At 60.8% G+C, this 17,604-nt stretch carries 15 protein-coding genes; 9 read left to right on the top strand and 6 right to left on the bottom strand.

The features are described from left to right. Nucleotides 1-484, bottom strand: a 484-nt coding sequence (locus JF616_19980; protein ID MBW8890041.1) for a 23S rRNA (adenine(2503)-C(2))-methyltransferase RlmN, incomplete at its 3' end; no start/stop codon positions are given. Nucleotides 485-589: 105 nt separating this feature from the next. Between JF616_19980 and JF616_19975 the strand changes: the two genes are divergently transcribed. The 4 genes from JF616_19975 (at nt 590) to JF616_19960 (ending at nt 5,022) form a co-directional block, all read left to right on the top strand. Next, nucleotides 590-1,150: a CoA pyrophosphatase gene (locus tag JF616_19975; GenBank protein MBW8890040.1), complete on the top strand. Its 561-nt coding sequence runs from the start codon at nt 590-592 to the stop codon at nt 1,148-1,150. Then, a complete protein-coding gene (locus JF616_19970) occupies nt 1,147-1,950 on the top strand; it encodes a hypothetical protein (protein MBW8890039.1) in 804 nt (267 codons plus the stop codon). Before JF616_19975 ends, JF616_19970 begins: the two co-directional genes overlap by 4 nt. Continuing rightward, nucleotides 1,947-3,122, top strand: a complete 1,176-nt coding sequence (locus JF616_19965; GenBank protein MBW8890038.1) for a hypothetical protein — start codon at nt 1,947-1,949, stop codon at nt 3,120-3,122. Before JF616_19970 ends, JF616_19965 begins: the two co-directional genes overlap by 4 nt. A gap of 322 nt (nt 3,123-3,444) precedes the next feature. Then, on the top strand, nt 3,445-5,022 hold the full coding sequence (locus tag JF616_19960; protein ID MBW8890037.1) for a DUF342 domain-containing protein: 1,578 nt from the start codon (nt 3,445-3,447) through the stop codon (nt 5,020-5,022). Here the strand turns inward: JF616_19960 and JF616_19955 are convergent. Continuing rightward, complete coding sequence (locus tag JF616_19955; GenBank protein MBW8890036.1) at nt 4,958-6,307, bottom strand: HlyC/CorC family transporter; 1,350 nt, start codon at nt 6,305-6,307, stop codon at nt 4,958-4,960. The genes JF616_19960 and JF616_19955 overlap by 65 nt on opposite strands. A gap of 128 nt (nt 6,308-6,435) precedes the next feature. Here JF616_19955 and JF616_19950 point away from each other — a divergent pair, with 128 nt between their 5' ends. The 4 genes from JF616_19950 (at nt 6,436) to aspS (ending at nt 11,345) form a co-directional block, all read left to right on the top strand. Beyond that, nucleotides 6,436-7,005: a sigma-70 family RNA polymerase sigma factor gene (locus JF616_19950; GenBank protein ID MBW8890035.1), complete on the top strand. Its 570-nt coding sequence runs from the start codon at nt 6,436-6,438 to the stop codon at nt 7,003-7,005. A gap of 3 nt (nt 7,006-7,008) precedes the next feature. Further along, nucleotides 7,009-7,746: a hypothetical protein gene (locus JF616_19945; protein ID MBW8890034.1), complete on the top strand. Its 738-nt coding sequence runs from the start codon at nt 7,009-7,011 to the stop codon at nt 7,744-7,746. After that, nucleotides 7,743-9,329, top strand: a complete 1,587-nt coding sequence (locus JF616_19940) for a caspase family protein (protein MBW8890033.1) — start codon at nt 7,743-7,745, stop codon at nt 9,327-9,329. Before JF616_19945 ends, JF616_19940 begins: the two co-directional genes overlap by 4 nt. 168 nt (nt 9,330-9,497) lie before the next feature. Next, nucleotides 9,498-11,345, top strand: coding sequence for an aspartate--tRNA ligase (aspS, locus tag JF616_19935; GenBank protein MBW8890032.1), 1,848 nt, complete (start codon nt 9,498-9,500; stop codon nt 11,343-11,345). 73 nt (nt 11,346-11,418) lie between these two features. Here the strand turns inward: aspS and JF616_19930 are convergent, their stop codons facing one another. The 4 genes from JF616_19930 to JF616_19915 all read right to left on the bottom strand — a co-directional run bounded on the left by JF616_19930 (nt 11,419) and on the right by JF616_19915 (nt 14,831). After that, entirely contained in the window at nt 11,419-11,634 is a 216-nt protein-coding gene (locus JF616_19930) for a hypothetical protein (protein MBW8890031.1), read from the bottom strand. Nucleotides 11,635-12,179: 545 nt separating this feature from the next. Next, nucleotides 12,180-12,611 carry a hypothetical protein gene (locus JF616_19925; GenBank protein ID MBW8890030.1) on the bottom strand — a complete coding sequence of 144 codons (432 nt, stop codon included), beginning with the start codon at nt 12,609-12,611 and terminating at the stop codon, nt 12,180-12,182. A gap of 58 nt (nt 12,612-12,669) precedes the next feature. Further along, nucleotides 12,670-14,019 carry an InlB B-repeat-containing protein gene (locus tag JF616_19920; protein MBW8890029.1) on the bottom strand — a complete coding sequence of 450 codons (1,350 nt, stop codon included), beginning with the start codon at nt 14,017-14,019 and terminating at the stop codon, nt 12,670-12,672. A gap of 236 nt (nt 14,020-14,255) precedes the next feature. Continuing rightward, nucleotides 14,256-14,831: an AAA family ATPase gene (locus tag JF616_19915; protein ID MBW8890028.1), complete on the bottom strand. Its 576-nt coding sequence runs from the start codon at nt 14,829-14,831 to the stop codon at nt 14,256-14,258. Nucleotides 14,832-15,265: 434 nt separating this feature from the next. On the opposite strand from JF616_19915, the gene JF616_19910 reads away from it, so the two are divergent. Further along, complete coding sequence (locus tag JF616_19910) at nt 15,266-17,095, top strand: carbohydrate-binding protein (GenBank protein MBW8890027.1); 1,830 nt, start codon at nt 15,266-15,268, stop codon at nt 17,093-17,095. Nucleotides 17,096-17,604: the final 509 nt, after the last annotated feature.

The following is a 17,604-nucleotide window of genomic DNA, read 5'->3' as shown; positions in this document are numbered from 1 at the left end:
CGTTGCTAAGGCGCGCCTCCGGCCCTTCGGTGTCTTTCAGGTGGCGGCTCACGAACCAGGCTTGCTCCAGGATTTCCCCTAAGGTGAGATTGCGGATGAATCCCATGGTGGCCGTGCGGCAGAAGGTGCAGCCCATGGCGCAGCCGATCTGGGACGAAACGCAGATGGAGCGGCGATCCTCGCTGGGGATGAGCACGGTCTCGAAGAAGTGGCCGTCGTGGGTTTCGAAAACCCACTTGGTGGTCCCGTCATGGGAGGTCTGGCTGGCTTTCACGCCCAGCACCCGGCAGGTCGCCTTTTCCTCCAACGCTTGTTGCAAAGCCTTGGGGAGATTGGACATTTTACCGAAATCGGACTCGAAGGGGCCGAACATCCAATCGCGCAATTGACGTGCCCGGAACGCGGGCTGGCCGAGTTCCTTTACGAGCGCTTCCAAATCGGGAACGCTGGCGCCTAAGAGATGCGCTTTGGGCGGTCTTAACATATCCCTGTAAATTTAACAAAAATTGCCAGGAAGGCCTGTTTTCCAACTATCAGAGGGACTTGCCGCACGAAGCCGACCAGCCATATTTATAGTTTGGGAGTACCGATGTCACATTCCGAATCGCCTCTCTCGGCACTCCCTGGACCCGGTCCTGCCGGGCCGGAAGCGGCCGCCGCAGTGGCCCTAATCCGCGTGAAAGGGGAGAATCCCGAGTACTTGTTGTTGCGCCGGGCGATCAATCCCAAGGACCCTTGGTCGGGTCATTTCGCCCTGCCCGGCGGTCGTCGCGAGCCCGGGGACCCTGATCTTTTAGGAACCTGCATCCGCGAGACTTTCGAGGAAAGCGGGGTCCGTTTAGAGCGGGCCCATCTGGTGCGGCCCCTGCCCCTGGCCATCGCCGGCAACCATATGGGCATTCCCATGGCCGTGGCCCCCTTCCTTTTCGAAATGGCCGCCAAGCCCGAGGTCCGTTTGGACGAAAGGGAAATCGCCGAAGCGCATTGGCTGCCGGAGGATTATTTGCGCGACCCCGCCAATCGCCTGATGGCGGCCATGAGCGAAAAGCATCCGCAGCTTTCCTTCCCTTGCATCAAGGTGGCGGACGGCAGCGGGGCCATCTGGGGATTTACCTTCGGGGTGCTAGAAGCCTTCTGGGAGTCGCCTTGAAGCCTTCCACCGTGCTGCTCCTCGACTACGATCATACGCTCTATCCCTCCACCCTCGGGACCTTGAACGCCGTCGATGGGCGCATCAATCTGTACATGCAGACCTTCCTCGGGATGGATAGCCAATCCGCCGATGCGTTGCGGATCAAGTTATGGGACCAGTACGGTACCACCCTCAAGGGACTGGAAGAACTATACGGCGTGGACCGGAACCATTATTGCGATTTCATCCATGCCATCGGCGCGGAGCATTTGCCGCCGCCCGATCCGGCTTTGCAGGACTGGCTGGCGCGCTTGCCCCATCCGGTCTACCTCTTCACCAACGCCCGCATGGACTGGGCCGTGCGGGGGATGCGGTCCATGGGCCTGGAGGGCTTGTTGCCCGAGGCGGAGGCCGGCGCGGCGCGGGACGCGGCCTCGGCGTTGGACGCGGCCGGGGTCGGCGGCGCGGTGGGCAGCGCAGAGGTGGCGGGCGCCGTAGGAACGGCGGGCGCCGTAGGAACGGCGGGCCGGGTTTTCCCGCGGCGCCTGGAAGGCATTTTCGACATCGCTTATATGGATTGGGAAGGCAAGCCCAATCTCCCCGCCTACGCCAAGGTGGACGCCCACGTGCGCGCGCGCCATGGCGAAGGGGCGCGTATCCACTTCGCGGACGATCGCATGGACAACCTGGAATCGGGCCGGGCCCGGGGTTGGACCACCATCTGGATCCATCCGCATACCGCTGGGCCGGTGCGCGGCGATGAATTCGATCGCGTCGTTCCATCGCTCACGCGTCTGGATCCCATCACCTTATCATGAGCCGGCCCCTGCGAGTATTCGTGTCGGCCGGGGAAGCCTCCGGGGACGCCATCCTCGGGAAAACGCTGGCGCGGCTGCGCGCGGAAGCGCCCGACCTCGAGTTGGCCGGCCTGGGCGGGCCCCGCGCCGAGGCCGAGGGCTTGCGGCCGTTGTTCCCCATCTCCCGGACCGCCTTCAGCGGAGCGGGGGACGCCCTCGTGCGTGGCCTCTTCGCGATACGCCTTTGGTTCGCGGCCGCCCGGGCCCTGCGGGACTTCCGGCCCGATTTGGCGTTGCTCGTCGATTACCCGGGCCTCAACATGCGTCTGGCCCGCCTGGCGCGCAGCCTGGGCGTTCCCGTCCATTTCATCGCCCCGCCCCAGGCATGGGCCTATCGCCATCCGGACCGCAAGCTGCGCAAGGCCAGAAGGGCCCTGGCGGGCTGCTCGGTGCAGGCGCTGTACGCCTTCGAGTCGGATGCCTGGCGCGTCCCGGGCCTTAAAGTCACCCAGGGTCACTTCCAGGATACGGTAACTCCGGTGTTAACCAAGGACGGCCCGATCGCCTTATGCCCGGGCAGCCGCCTGCCGGTCCTTAAACGCAATCTGCCGGCCTGGCTGCGCCTGCTGGATGCCGCAGAGCTTCCGCAGGATGCCCCGTTGGACGTGATCGTGCCGGCCTTCCTGGAGGCGGAGGCGGAGCGTATCGTCAGACGGCATGCGGGGAGGAGGGCGGCTTTGGCGTCCGCGGCGGCGTTCCGCGAACCCGGTGCGCCGGGATTGAGGGTCCGCAGCGATGCGGCGGCGGCGTTGGCCCATGCGCCGCGCGCCTTGGCCTTCCCCGGCACCATCACCCTCGAGCTGGCCCGCAATCGCGTGCCCACCCTGGTCATGGCCCTTTTGGATCCCCTCACCTACGCGTTGGGAAAGAGGCTTCTCGCGGGTCGTCGCTTGGCTCTACCCAATCTGATCGTGGGAGAGGCGATCTTCCCGGAGTGGGCGGGTACCGCGCCCGGTCCCGACACGGAAGTCTTCCGTTCCCTGTGGGACGGCCTGGCCTCGCCGCCGGAATGGGAAAGCCGCCTGGCCGCCCTGGAGACCCGCCTGGGTCCAGGTGATGGGGCATCAGTCGCGGTCGCAGCCTGCTTGGATATGCTGCGATCCCCGGCGGTGCATCGGGAGGCGGTGGGGTGAACCCGAACCCATGGCGCGCCAATGTAGCGCCGGTCGGCGCGCCAATGGCGCGCCACGGTTAAGCGACCCAAACGTCCGATAGCGCGAAAATGCGCATGCTTGGGTAGATACTGTGACGGGATTTATGGCGCGCCATTGCAGCTCCCAACGGAGCGCCAATGGCGCGCCGCGGCTTTCCGAGTGCCCATGAGCCCGAGGCTGTATCCTTTCAGGGCCTCCAAAATCCGCCCAAATAGGCAGATGACCACCCGACCTTGATTATTACCGATAGGTAAGAATTAAGGTATTGCCCTGTTTTTAGGGCCTGTCCTATAATAATCATATGGCCGAGGCCCCCAAATCGGGTACGTCCTCGGAAGCAACGACCGCTCCCGGGGCCACTAGCGCTCCTACGGTGGCAGGGAAAACTGCCGAGGCCGGAAAACCTGCCTCTCCCTCCGTAGCCAACCCTGGCGATTACCTGGAAATCAAAACCGAACCCCAGCGCGCGGTCTTGACCATCAAGAGCGCCATCGCCGCCGCGGGTCTGACCCTGACGCGGGAAGACGTCGCCAAGAAGTTGCAAAGCCTGAAAGTCGTGAAGGGCGTCGATTGGTCGGCGGTCGATCGCATGATCCAAGGCAAGCAGTACGATCGCGGGCAAGTCATCGCCCAGGGCCTGCTTCCCAAACCGGGCAAGGACGCCGTGATCCAGGAATCGATCAAGGTCGATAGCGATCTGGCGCCGGTGATGAAAAAGGATGGCAAGGCCGACTATAAGAACGTGGATAACATCCATCAGGTGAAAAAGGGCGACGTGCTGGCGGTAAAGACGCCCATGGTACCGGCCGCGCCGGGCGAGGACATCTTCGGCAAGCCTCTGCCGGCGCCGGCGGCGAAGGATGCTCAATTCAAACTGGGCGCCAATACCACCGTCAGCCCCGATGGCATGAGCCTGGTGGCCGCCGTGGGCGGGTTCGTATACCACAATGCGGGCGCCCTCTGCGTCGGGGTCACCTATACGCTGAAAGGCGACGTGGATTTCCACACCGGTAACCTGCATTACCATGGCGACATCCTGGTGCTGGGCAACGTGAAGGAAGGCTTCACGGTTGAGGCCGACGGGAACATCACCGTGGAAGGGACGGTCGAGGGCGCGGAAGTCGTGTCCCATTCGGCGACGGTGACCGTCAAAGGGTGCGTCTTCGGCCATGGCAAGGGCCGCGTCGCCGCCAAAACGGGGATCAAGCTGATGGCGGCCCAGGACGTCCGCATCGAGTGCGGGGACGGCGCCGTGGAAGTTGCCAAGGGATTACGTAACTGCCAGGTTACGGCCATGCACCTGAAGGCGGGAAAGCCGGGATGCGCCGTGGTCGGGGGCGAGATCCGCGCTTACGGCGAGGTCGAGATCGCCGATCTTGGGGCCGAAGGATGCCATACGCACATCCACATCGTGGATAAGGCGGCGGAAGCGGCCAAGATCCGCTTGCGCGAAGTGGAGCGCCTCAAGGCGGAGATCCCGCACAAGCTGGAGCCCCTGGAAAAGAAACTGATGCACATGAAGGCCATGGTCGCCAAGTACGGGGCCGTGATGTCGGACCGGGTGAAGGCGGATCTCAAGGCGGTGGCCGATGCGTACTCGGGCCTCAAGAAGGCCGAGAAGGACCTGGACGATGAAAAGCAGCGGCTCGCTTCCGTCATACTGACCCCCTCCAGCCATTCGGGCCGGTTCGCGGTCACGGAAAAGCTGATTTGGGGAGGCATCCTCGATTTTTACGGGCATGCCAAGGAGTTGGAAGCGGAGGATGCGAAGAAGGAATGGGTCTGGGGCCAGGGAGGCCTGCAGTCCCGTTCCCTCAGCCCTTCTCCTCCCCAGCCCGATCTTCCGCCTGGGAATCCGGCGGGGGCTCCTCCTTCTTGACGAGCACCTTGTCCACCCGGTTGCCGTCCATATCCATTACTTCGTAGCGGACGTCGCCGCTCTGGAAATGATCGCCGGGCTTGGGGATGCGCCCTAGCTGCATCATCACGAAGCCGCCCAGGGTCTGGTAGGTGTCCGTGCCTTCCTCGGGAAGGTCGTCGATCTCCATCAGGTCCTTGAAATCCTCCACGGGCTGCATGCCGTCCACCAACCAGGACCCGTCTTCGCGCCGCACGGCGCCCGGCTTCTCTTCCTTCTGATCATGGGACGCGATGTTGCCCACGATGCTCTCGAGGATATCGTTAAGGGTGACCAGCCCTTGCAAGCTGCCGTACTCGTCGATCACCAGGGCGATATGGATGCCCGATTCCTTGAAGGACTCCAGCGACTTGAGCACGGGAATGGTTTCGGGGATGGTAAGGGCTTTGCGCGCCTTGCTAACCAGGTCCAGCGGTTTGCCTGCGATGCAATCGGCCAGCAAATCCTTGGTGTGCACGATGCCGAGGATTTCGTCCAGGCTATCCCGGCATAGGGGAAAGCGCGAATAGGATGAACCCAGGATCTTTTCCTTGCTCTCATCCAAGGACGCTTCCACGTCGAGCCATACGATTTCCGGCCGCGGGGTCATGATGGTATTGATGCGCCTCTCGTTCAGCTCGATGACGCTTTCCACCATGTCCTGCTGGGATTCCTGGAAAACCCCCGCCTCCGTGCCTTGCGCGATCATGACGTTGATTTCGTCCCCGGTGACGGGAGGCTCGGTGGAGGGCTTGCTTCCCACCATGCGCAGGATGGCGTCGGTGAACAGCCCGAGGAAGGAAACGATGGGGGAGGCCAGCCGGGAAATGAGCTGCATGGGCCAGGCCACGATGGATGCGATTTGCTCGGCATGATTCAGGGCCACGGTCTTGGGTACGAGCTCGCCGAAGACCACTTGCAGGAATCCGACGGCGACCACCACCATGGAGAGGCCGATGCGTTCGTGATACTGGCCCACCCAGGGAAGGCCCTGCAAATGCGCGGAAATCTTTTCGGCGATGGTGCTGCCGCCGTAGGCGCCGGTGAGCAAGGTAAACATGGTGATGACCACCTGGATGGTGGCCAGGAAGCGATTGGGGGAGTTGGCCAAGTCCAAGGCGTTTTGGGCGCGCCGGTTGCCCTCGTTGGCCCATTGCTGCAAACGGGCCTTGCGCGCCGAAACCACGGCGATCTCGGTCATGGCGAACAGACCGTTCACCAGGATCAAAGCGGCGATGATGAAAAATTCGAAGCCTACGCTACTCAGGGTAACCACATTGGGGATCTGCGAAAATAGTTAAAAAAGAGTACAATCCCAGTCCTTTGCTGAGCAACCGCCGATTCGGAAGAAAAAGCGAACTTTTCCACATTTCCGGCGTCCTACATCGAATACCCATGAAATCTGACCTGGCCACCTCGGAAGGGGACGAAGTCCTACTGGAACGCATTCGCGGCGGGGACCTCGATGCCTTCGCCGGCCTCGTGGATCGCTACCAAGGGCCGTTGATCGGGTTCCTCAACCGCATGATACGGGATCCGGAGGCCGCGCGGGATTTGGCCCAGGACGCCTTCTTGAAGGCCTTTCAATCGCTCGGGAGCTATACGGGCCGCAACCAGGCCGGCTTTTCCACCTGGCTGTTCGCCATCGCGCGCAACGGCTGCCTCGACTTGGTGCGCAGCCGCAAACGGAAGGCGACGGAAAAGCTGGAGGATCATGAAAACCTGCCCGCCCCCGATCCGGGCGATCCCGCCCGCCGGCTGCGCATCCGGATGCTGTTGGAAGACGCTTTGGAGGACATGAATCCGGAGCAACGGATGGCCTTCGAGTTAACCGTGGTGGAAGGCTTCGGTTATGAAGAGGCGGCGGTGATACAAGGGACGAATGCGGGGACGATCCGATCGCGGGTGAGCCGGGCGAGGGAAGCTCTGCAAGTCAAGCTGCGCGGATTCGGGAGGAAGGGATAACCTATGGACGCCCAAGAATTGGACCGCGAGTGGTCCGCATGGCTGGAAGAGAGGAAGCGGCCGGCGCCTCCCGATCCGGAGTTTACGCGCCGGGTGATGGAATCGTTGCGCGCCGGGGCCCGGACCCAGACCCAAACCCGATCCCAAACCCGGGCCCGGCCCACATGGCCGGGATGGGTCAGGACCTTGCTATCGCCTCGTCCGGCCTTGGCTTTCGCGACCTTGGCTCTGGCGGCGGCGCTCGCGATTCGATACTTCCCCGCCGGAGCGGGGATGGACAGAGAGGCCACCCGCATCAAAGGAGAGGGCTTCCGCATCGGCTATCTGCTTAAGCGCGGGGCGAGCATCCTGCCGGCCAAGAGCGGGGGATGGTATCGGCCCGGCGATCGGCTGCAGGCCTTTTACTCCGCCGACCGGAGCGGATTCATCCGTTTCTTTTCCCTCGACGCCAACGGCCGTATCGGGTGCCTTTCCTGCGCCGGAGCCGATTCCATCTCGCCCGCCGGGCAGGACAAGACCTTCCCGTTCGCCCTGGAGCTGGACGCCGATCCCGCCGATGAGGCTCTGGTGGGAATCTGGACGCCTTCGCCGTCGGACACCCTCGCCTTGGAAGCCTGGCTGCGAGGGGCCTGGGGCCGATCCGCCCGCCATCTTCCCGGCCTGGAGCGGGTTTTATCCGATGGCGCCCCTTCCGGATCCCGCGTTTCCTTTTTCCTGTTGCGCAAGAAAGTACGCCCATGAAATCGCCGACCCTGATCGCCATCCTTCTCGCTGCCGTGGTCTTGCCGGCTTCCGCCAAGACCGTCCGCTTGGCCTTGGTGGCCGGCCATAACCGCGGGCTGGACGACGATCCGCGCCTGCAATACGCCGAAGCCGATGCGCAGAAGATGGCCGAGCTCCTGGTCGAAGCGGGTGGCGTGCAAGAGGACAACCTGCTCCTGCTCAAGTCGCCGCGGCCGGAAGATCTCGATCGGGCTTTCGAGGACATCCGCGCCAAGAGCCTGGCGGCCGCTCCCTCCGATGAGGTGATCTTCCTCTTCTACTACTCCGGCCACGGCACCGGTACCCACTTGAAACTGGGGCCCAAGGAATATCCGCTCAAGGATCTGAAGGAGCATATCGAGAAAATCCCCGCCAAGCTGCGCATCGGCATCCTGGATGCCTGCCAGAGCGGGGCCATCACGCGCCTGAAAGGCGCCCGGCTGGTCGAGCCCTTCCTCGTCGAGGATAAGCTGAACACCGAAGGTTCGGTTCTGATCGCGTCCAGCGCCCCCGACGAGAACGCGCAGGAATCGGATCAATTCCAGGGATCGTTCTTCACCCATAACCTGATGACCGCCTTGCGCGGGGCCGGCGACGTGTCCGGCGATCGGCGCGTAACCTTAATGGAAGCCTACCAGTACGCCTTCCAGAAGACCTTGGTGGAAACGGAGGATTCCCGCGGCGGGGCCCAGCATGCCATGGCGGCGCTCAACCTGGACGTGCAAGGCGACGTGGTGCTGACCGATCTGAATTCGGGCCGCGGCGGCCTCCGGTTCAAGCCCGATCTCGATGGCGATTTGCTGGTGGCCGACGCGAAGTCCCTGGTGATGGCGGAATTCCGGAAGGAGAAGGGCAAGGATGCCATCCTCGCGTTGCCGCCGGGGACCTACCGGGTGTTTCGCAAGGAAGGCCGCAAGACCACGCAAATGAAGGCCCGTCTCAAGGACAAGGAAATGCGCGAAGTGGGTCCGGAGGATCTCTCCAGCGGGATTCAGCTCGTGGGGCTCGCCAAGGGCACCCCGGAACGCGAAGAGGTGGATTTGCCCTGGCGCAAAGCGGAACTGCCGGCGCAGTTCCCCCTGCGCGTCGGCTTCGGCTGGATCAACGGGTACGACCAATTGAGCCTGACGACCTTGCTGGGATACCGCTTCTGGCCACGGCTGGGCGCATACGCCAGTTTCACCACCAACAAGACCTGGCATCGCCGCCTCAACTCGTTAGGCAACGACATGGAAGCCGAAGCGGGCCTGGAGACGGGAAAGTTCCTGGGGGAAAACCTGGAGTTCACGGGAACCGTATTCCATCGCGCCCACAAAGCCACGGCCTACACGGTTTACGAATACGGTCTTTGTCCTCTGGATGTTGAGGGAACTTGCGTAGTCGGTGACCACGTGGCCAACTCCGTTTGGGACTTGGCCGGCGCGACCGGCGCCACCTTCGGGGCGCGTTTGTGGATCTGGAACCGCGTCTCCTTGTCCATGAGCTACGGAACCGCCTGGACCTGGGCCGAAGGAAAGTTCAATCCGGTATACCTGACCCTGCTCCCCGCGGTGCATTTCTAAGGGCGCTCCGCCCCGGCGCCCCGCCCCGGCGCCACCCGCCTAGGCGCGGCCCTTTGGCCTCCCGGTTTGGCCCCGGCCGGGCTTTCTACTATTTTTCCCGGCCTATCGTTCCAAGTCGTTAGGCGGGGCCGGATTGGCCCGCGCGACGCGCGGCAACCGGGAAGGCGTATGCACCTCTATCGAACCCACACCTGCGGCGAATTGCGCAAGGCCCACGTAGGCGAAACCGTCAAACTCTCGGGCTGGGTGTTCCGCCGCCGCGATCACGGCCACTTCCTCTTCATCGATCTGCGCGATCATTACGGCATCACCCAGATCGTCTTCCATCCCGAGCGCCCCTTCTTCGATGCCGCCACGCGCCTGCGCTACGAGAGCGTAATCACCATCGTCGGCAAGGTCATCGCCCGGGACGGCGCCACCGTCAATCCCGCCATGGCCACCGGCGAGCTGGAGATCACGGTCCATGAGCTGACCGTCCAGTCCATGGCCGAACAGCTCCCCATCCTGGTGGATGGCAAAGAGGATAGCCCGGAAGATCTGCGCCTCAAATACCGGTTCCTGGATTTGCGCCGCGACAAGCTCCACAAGAACATCATCTTGCGTCAGCAGGTCATCTCTTCCCTGCGCCGCCGCATGACCGATCTCGGCTTCATGGAATTCCAGACGCCCATCCTCACGAGCTCTTCGCCCGAGGGCGCGCGCGATTACCTGGTTCCCAGCCGCATCCATCCCGGGCACTTCTACGCCTTGCCCCAGGCTCCCCAGCAATTCAAACAACTTTTGATGGTGGCCGGATTCGATCGCTATTTCCAGATCGCCCCTTGCTTCCGCGACGAGGACGCGCGCGCCGATCGCTCGCCCGGGGAATTCTATCAGCTCGATATCGAAATGTCCTTCGTGACCCAAGACGACGTCTTCGCCGCGGTGGAAAAGGTCGTCCACGGCGTCTTCACCGAGTTCTCCACGAAGAAGTCGGACGGCATCCCCTTCCGCCGCATTGCCTATGCCGACTCCATGCTCAAATACGGATCGGATAAGCCGGACTTGCGCATCCCCATCGAAATCCGCGACGTGTCGGCTCTGTTCGCCGAGTCGGGATTCCAGGCCTTCAAGAACGCGGTGGCCGCCGGTTCCGTGGTGCGCGCCATACCCGTAAAGGCCATCGCCGACAAGCCCCGCTCCTTCTTCGACAAGCTGGTCGAGTTCGCCCAGTCGATCGGCTCCAAAGGCCTGGCCTACCTGGTCTGGACCGGCGATGCGGCCGCGCCCGTCAAAGGCCCGTTGGCCAAGTTCCTCACCCCGGAGCAAATGGCTTCGTTGGCGGCGCAATGCGGCGTGAACGGCGGCGGCAACGGCGTCGCAGGCGACGCGGTGTTCTTCGTCTCGGACAAGAAGGACGTGGCCGCCAAGCTGGCCGGCGAGATCCGCAAGAAGCTGGGCAAGGATCTGGACTTGATCGATCCCAACGTCTTCAAGTTCGCCTGGATCGTGGATTTCCCCATGTTCGAATGGGACGAAGAGAACAAATGCATCGCCTTCTCGCATAACCCCTTCTCCATGCCCCAGGGCGGCATGGAAGCGCTCTTGACCAAGAACCCGCTGGAGATCAACGCCTTCCAGTACGACATCGTCTGCAATGGCGTGGAGCTGTCTTCCGGCGCCATCCGCAACCACGTGCCCGAAGTCATGTACAAGGCCTTCGAGATTGCCGGCTACGGGCCCGAAGTGGTGGAACGCAAGTTCGGCGGCATGATCAACGCCTTCAAGCTCGGCGCCCCGCCTCACGGAGGCATCGCCCCCGGGGTCGATCGCATGGTGATGCTCCTGGCCGACGAGTCCAACATCCGCGAGGTCATCGCCTTCCCTATGAACCAGAAGGCGCAGGATCTGATGATGGGCGCCCCGGGCGAGGTGACGGACAAGCAGTTGCGCGAGTTGCACATCAACATCGATCCGAAGATCGTGGCGCAGCTTAAGGCGGAAGCGGCGGCACGGGCGGAAGCGGCGAAGGGCTGAGAGCCCGCAGGGCCTCTCGGTCGCTTCGCGCAGGACGGTTACCGGGCGCGACGGGGTTACGTACGGAAATGACCTAGCCCGCCGCTATCTTGTCCACTTGCGCCTTGTACTTGGCCGTCAGGGCCGCCACTAGGCGAGGCACATCGCGTGCCGTGGACATCTCCTTCCCCATCTCTTCGAACAGGGCGTCCATCTTCGCGCGCTTGGTGCCGCTGGAGAACACGTTCTTGCCGTCGGCATATTCGGTGATGACGGTGCGGATCCCCTTCAATTCTTCAGGCTGCGGCATGATACCCCATTTATTCGACCCCGGATTCAACGGCGCTCCGGACAAGGAAAGATACTTTGATGGGCGGGCCGGGCGAAGTCACCGACAAGCAATTGCGGGAACTGCATATCCAAATCGATCCGAAGGTGATGGCCCAGCTCAAGGCTGAAGCGGCGGCCCGGGCGGAAGCCGCGAAGGGCTAAAGCGGGGGAAGCCTCCCCCTCGCTCCGGCCTCCTCGGTAGCGGGCGCTGCGCGCCCGCCCCTGCGGTGGCCTTCGCTTCCCCCTCTGCGGGGGCTTACCGCCCCCGCAACGCCCCTGCGACTGCTTGTCCCTGGTCGGACGGGATGCGCAGCATCGGCCTCCAACCCCAAACCTCGATCACACGAATGGCGGTCCTGGTTCCGCCGTCCAAGCCACATGTCGCGGTGTACGCGGAGGTTTTGGTTTCCTATGCGCCGTTTATTTCGGAAATCCCCGCCGATCGCCCGGCGGGGAAACTGCGAGGAAGCCTACCACATGAATCGGCTTCCGAGAGTTCTTTAAAGCTCATGACCTGGATTGCATTCAGAAACTGGATGTCGTCCAGGTCGTAATGTAGATGATGGGGCTGGCGAGCGCGGATACATTCGCGCCGAGAAGCGCATGCTCCACTTTAATCAGTTTTGGAAAGGAATCATCATAATAAATGGTAATCATGGTTTTGTTTGCGTAGGCGTCTTCGATTTTTTTCACCAACAATTTCGCCCATTCCGATCCGTCAAGCAAAAACCCGAAACGGTTGACGGCAGTCACTGAACTCTCCACATAATAAACGGGAAAACGATTCGGATTATTCGGATCGTTTAACCCGCCCTGGGATGCGCTCAAATATTGAAGGGGTTCGACCGAGCCCGCCCCGAATGAAAGGGAATGCACCGCCGCCATGCTTCGCAAGCTGCATACCGCAACGACCAGGGCCGACAGCGCGAAACCTGTGGAAAATCCGCTTCTCTTCATAATCTCACTCCTATGTTTTGAAATGGCTGATAACCTGAGTTAATAGATCCGTTTGCTGTTACAACTTCTGCGTCGAAAATACGACCGTCATCCGGCATCTTGCGAATTGATAGACCGTCGTGGTCAGCGTGGATCGGGGAGTCGCGATCAGCCGCAGGGTATTCGCGCCCGCGGTAACCGGAAATCCTTTCGTCTCGCTCACGTACTGCGCGCCTCCTTGCTGGACGGGCTTTTCCAAAAACCCGGAAAGGCTGCCGCCGGAAGTGGCGTTGAGTGTAATGAAGCTTTCCAGGCCCCGTTGCTCATCGGAATAGGGGCTGGCGGTGCCATAAAGTCCGGTTACGGTTACCGTGATGAATCCGGCCGAAGGGGCGGTGAAGGGCAAGGCAAGGACAACCGTGTTGGCTGAGGTTACCGTTACCGGCCCGCTGATTTCAGCGAAGGACAGGCCGTTGCCGCCTGCCGGGGCCGTTGCCGTAAAATTGGCCTGAAGGGTGGCGTTGCCGCCCGGGGTTGTCACCGTGGTGGTTGCCAAGGTTGCCGAGGCGATGGCGGCGCTACCGGAAACTACGGACCAACTGGAGAATTGAAACCCGGCGGAAGGCGTTGCCGTGATCGAAGTCGTTGCGCCGGCGGTTACCGTAACCGGGCCGGAGGGGGAGGTCGCTCCATGTCCGTCGTTGCCGATGGTGAGCGTCAGCGTCGGGATTGCCGTCCAAATGGCGAACAGCGTGACGTTCGCGGCACCCATGATAAAGGTGGAGCCTGGAGAAAAGGAGGTTCCGCTACCGTTTGCGGCGGTGTTCCATCCCGAAAAATTGAATCCTGTCCGCGCAAGGGTGCTGGCCGCCGCTACCGTCACCGTGGCTCCTTGAGCAAAAGATGCGGACGCAGGAAGCGTACCGGAGGTAAATCCGTTACCGTTATAGGTAACCGTAAAGGTTTGGGCGATGGCCTGGACGGAAATGTTATCGAGGTTGATACTGCTCGCGCTTGAGGTTTCGGCTTTGTAGGCGATGGTGTTGTTCCCGGCGTTGAGCGTTACCGTTTCGACTTCATTCGCCCAGGTATCCCAGTTGGCCGTGGCGTTGCAGGTGATGTTTTTGATTTTCACGCCATTGACATAGAGACCGGTATTGGTACTGGTCCCATTCCCGGCGGAGTACCTGAGCGTTACCGTATTGGGTCCCGCCGCGGTCGCGGAGACGGTCGCAAAGCTCGCTTGGGCGGTGGAGCTCTGGAAGAAACCGTCGACGAATCCGGTTCCCGTAAACCCGGCATGATTCGTGTTCCTGTTCGCGCCGCCCGAAAGCGTCGCGTTTTCCGCTTCGAATTGAGTGGCCGCAGCAGCGTATGCCTGCAGGAAAACTCCCGCCAGGATCGCGCACATCCTTAACCATTTTCCCATCAACAACCTCCATTGGTGGTAACTGAACGAATCCGCATGTTTCGATCACAAAAAAATTGGCTACTGATCGGCCTTTTACCAAGCGGTTTTCCCGCGATAGCCATGCGGGCGCTCCTCGATAAGACCAGTATTAATGGTCTATTATTGGCTCGTGAATCGCATGGGCGAACTCTGCCAATGTGTTGGGTCTCCAACGGTGGAAAGGGTGTTACAGCGGAATGAGTCCCGAATTCGGATCAATCCGGGAGAATAAATTCCACGTTCCGCCTGGTTCGATTATTGATCGGAAAAGTAATCGTACGATAGGGGCCTTTTGGTCTCCTATCTCCGGCAGGAATTGCGGGAGATTCCTTATTAGGTACAAAGGCAGGCGGATTGGCGTCGCAGCGCACGGCGAGCGACAGCTTCTTGTCATGCATGAACTGGTGAAGGCTTTTCCGTGCCCGCCAGGTCGAGAAGGCGCATAAGTGATTCTTAAACGAGAATTCGAGCAGCGAGCCGGAGGCAACTACCGGTAGCTCCGGCGATTCTTCCGCGAACCAGCGCAACTTACCGAGCATTTCCCCCGTGACTTGGATCTCGTCGAGCAACAACAAACTTCGTTGCGGTTGGATTGATCTGCCCAGGACCAGGGAGAGATCATCCAGCACTTGGCGGGGAGTGTTCGCCGAAAAATGCTTCCGATATTCCGGATTGCGCTCGAAATTGAGCTCGAGCAGATCGAGCCCATGCCGTTGGGCCGGATCCCGAATCAGCCAAGTCTTGCCGACCTGGCGCGCCCCTCTGAGGATAAGTGGCTTTTTAACTCCCACGGCCGAATTGGGTTCGTCACATTCCCCCAAGCACAATCTTCCCGCGGGACGAAATGCTGAAAGCGCGACGCGGTACGGGAACTCAACCTTCTCCAGCGAAGATGGAAAATAACTGGCACAAAAGGGCCAGCTTAGGAATCCTAACTAGGCATTCCAATCAGATATCCTGGTTGGATTCTTAACCTCAATAGGAATCATATTGGAATGGATATTGGAGAACGATGCCGTATATGCAGCTCGGGTTTTATGCCACGACCTCAAACGGCATGTACTCCGCAGATAACATCAGTATCTACGAGTAATTGGGAGGGCGATCTCGCCTTCCGCATCGCGATACGGTGGCAAAAGAGCGTTTTAGCCGCCGTATACCCGGCATATTCCCTCAACTACATTCGTTGGTCTTGCATTAAGCGATAACAATCAAAGGAGAAATAATGAAAGGTTTATTAGGGACTGTGGCAAAGGCGATTTGCCTTTTTCTGCCAAGTCTGACAATGGCGGCTACCCAGTACGAAGCCGAGAGCGCGACGCGGTCCGGAGGGGCCAATGTAAATACGAACCATGCCGGATATACGGGGACGGGTTTCGTGGATGGATACATCAACAACACCACGGCCCAAACGGCTTTTACCGTTTCGGCGGCATCAGCTGGAAGTGCTACCCTCACGACGCGGTATTCCGCCGGAAACGGCACCAGCACCAATACCGGTCTCTATGTCAATGGGACCAAAATCAAGAATATCACCTTCAACGCCACCTCAAATTGGGACACATGGGCCTCTGAAACCGAAACCGTACCGCTTAATGCGGGAAATAACACGATCGCTTACAAAGCCGAGACATCGAGCGCTACCTGCATCAATCTGGACAATATCCTGGTTCAGACGGCCACCCCCACGTACTCGTTGACCGTCTTGGTGGGATCGGTTGGTGGATCAATAATCGCTCCGGCGACTTCGCCGACGGTAGTGAATCAAGGCGTGGCTACTCCGATCGCGGCATCACCCGCTATCGGGTATAATTTCGTCAACTGGTCCGTGACGAGCGGCGCGGCGAACATCGCCAATCCGGCCTCACCCTCGACAACGGTCACGCTGAACTCGGGCAATGCCACGATAGCGGCCAACTTCGCGCTTAAGACCTATCAGTTGGTGATCACGGCGGGAACCGGCGGATCGATAACGGCGCCGGCTACCTCCCCGATCACCGTGAATCATGGCGCTGCGATAAACATCGCCGCCTCACCCGCAGCCGGGCTTGCGTTCGCCAACTGGACGGTGACCAACGGCACGGCCATGATCGCAAATCCGACCTCCGCCAGCACGACGCTAACCCTTACGAGCGGCAATGCGGCGGTACAGGCGAATTTTACGCCCGTAACCTATTCGCTCACCATGACCAATGACGGCCATGGAACAACGTCGCCCTCCGGCACGCTAGCGGTAAATTTCGGCGTGGCGACTTCCATTGCCGCGATCCCGGCCAGCGGCTATCAATTCCTGAACTGGACGATCCCGGCCGGTAGTGCCGCAACGATCGCGTCGGCGACATCGGCCAGCACCACGGTAACCCTGACAGGCAATGCCACGGTTCGGGCCAATTTCACCGCAACGACACCGGTCGGCGCAAGCGCGGTAACCTACGCCGCTATCAGCAGCCCGGTCCCGGTAACTGCCTCGAATACGGTCGTTCTCGCGCTACCCTTTACCGCCCCGAGCGCAGGGTACATCACCGTCGTGGCGACGGGACTCTATGGGACGAATAACGCTTATACCCATGAGCAACGCGGGTTGGAAAGCTTCGTGACGCTCAATTCCGCGTCCGGCGGAAGCCTTTCGGGTTTTGCGGAGAAAACCAACCTTATCGGCAGCGCTCAGTATGTCAACGAGACCGCGGGCTTCCCGGTTTCGGCCGGCTTCAACACGGTGCGGCTGATCGTTTCACCCAGAACCACTGGTTATCTATTGCCCGCGGGTTCTTTTACGGTTATGACTTATATCGGAGGCCAGTGTGAGAATCCCAATGGATTTCCGGTTGCCTCGGTTACGTCACCTCAGTTTCCGAGCAGATTGGCTGGATTTCTCCTAAACGGATCGGAATCCGCGAGTAATTGGCTTAAGACGCTTCAGGATGCATCCCTAAATAATCGGCCGGTTCTGATTTTCACCGACGATAATTATGATCATGCATTTTGCGGGCAATTAGGCGAGAATGCCGTTTCAAGCGGCGCTTACAAGATTCTCGCCGTCCAAATCAATCCGTAACAACCCGCTACCGATTCGGGCCGAACCCTTCGGCCCGATTCTCAAGCCTTCGGGATAGGCTTGAACCGGGGTGGAAAGTATTTCGACAAATGTCGGCGAATCGAACAGATTGGAAAAGGGGATACCCTGATTTTTGGTAATTTCGTTCTTTGTGGAATTGATTGTGCCAGGCCCGCATCTTGCTTTAAAATGGCGAAAAGGAGCATTCAACCATGATTCGTTCTTTCGCACTCAGTCTACTGGCAGCGGCCTCCATGTCCCACGCCGTCGTGATTACCCAACACGTGGATGGTAGCGACAACCTCTATAACACGGCTTGGGCCGGGGGCGCCAATCCCTATGCATCCGCAATTGCGACCCCGGGCGCCACGGACGCGGGCGCGGTTCAATCCGGCGGGTCCGCATTCAATTTCGCCACCGGTGGACTGCTCACCATCGCGACCGGTTGCGCCGTGGACGCGGGTTCGCTTTGCACGGGTCCTGACGGATTGGCCGGCGATTTTCGAGGC

The organism is Fibrobacterota bacterium (assembly GCA_019509785.1).
GTDB lineage: Bacteria > Fibrobacterota > Fibrobacteria > UBA11236 > UBA11236 > Chersky-265.
This window is presented reverse-complemented; position numbering and strand designations above follow the sequence as displayed.

What these genes read in the sequence shown, in the direction of transcription:
- JF616_19975 (MBW8890040.1), top strand. Translation starts at nt 590, where the DNA reads ATGTCACATTCCGAATCGCCTCTCTCGGCACTCCCTGGACCCGGTCCT.
- JF616_19965 (MBW8890038.1), top strand. Translation starts at nt 1,947, where the DNA reads ATGAGCCGGCCCCTGCGAGTATTCGTGTCGGCCGGGGAAGCCTCCGGG.
- JF616_19960 (MBW8890037.1), top strand. Translation starts at nt 3,445, where the DNA reads ATGGCCGAGGCCCCCAAATCGGGTACGTCCTCGGAAGCAACGACCGCT.
- JF616_19950 (MBW8890035.1), top strand. Translation starts at nt 6,436, where the DNA reads ATGAAATCTGACCTGGCCACCTCGGAAGGGGACGAAGTCCTACTGGAA.
- JF616_19945 (MBW8890034.1), top strand. Translation starts at nt 7,009, where the DNA reads ATGGACGCCCAAGAATTGGACCGCGAGTGGTCCGCATGGCTGGAAGAG.
- JF616_19940 (MBW8890033.1), top strand. Translation starts at nt 7,743, where the DNA reads ATGAAATCGCCGACCCTGATCGCCATCCTTCTCGCTGCCGTGGTCTTG.
- aspS (MBW8890032.1), top strand. Translation starts at nt 9,498, where the DNA reads ATGCACCTCTATCGAACCCACACCTGCGGCGAATTGCGCAAGGCCCAC.
- JF616_19930 (MBW8890031.1), bottom strand. Translation starts at nt 11,634, where the DNA reads ATGCCGCAGCCTGAAGAATTGAAGGGGATCCGCACCGTCATCACCGAA.
- JF616_19925 (MBW8890030.1), bottom strand. Translation starts at nt 12,611, where the DNA reads ATGAAGAGAAGCGGATTTTCCACAGGTTTCGCGCTGTCGGCCCTGGTC.
- JF616_19920 (MBW8890029.1), bottom strand. Translation starts at nt 14,019, where the DNA reads ATGGGAAAATGGTTAAGGATGTGCGCGATCCTGGCGGGAGTTTTCCTG.
- JF616_19910 (MBW8890027.1), top strand. Translation starts at nt 15,266, where the DNA reads ATGAAAGGTTTATTAGGGACTGTGGCAAAGGCGATTTGCCTTTTTCTG.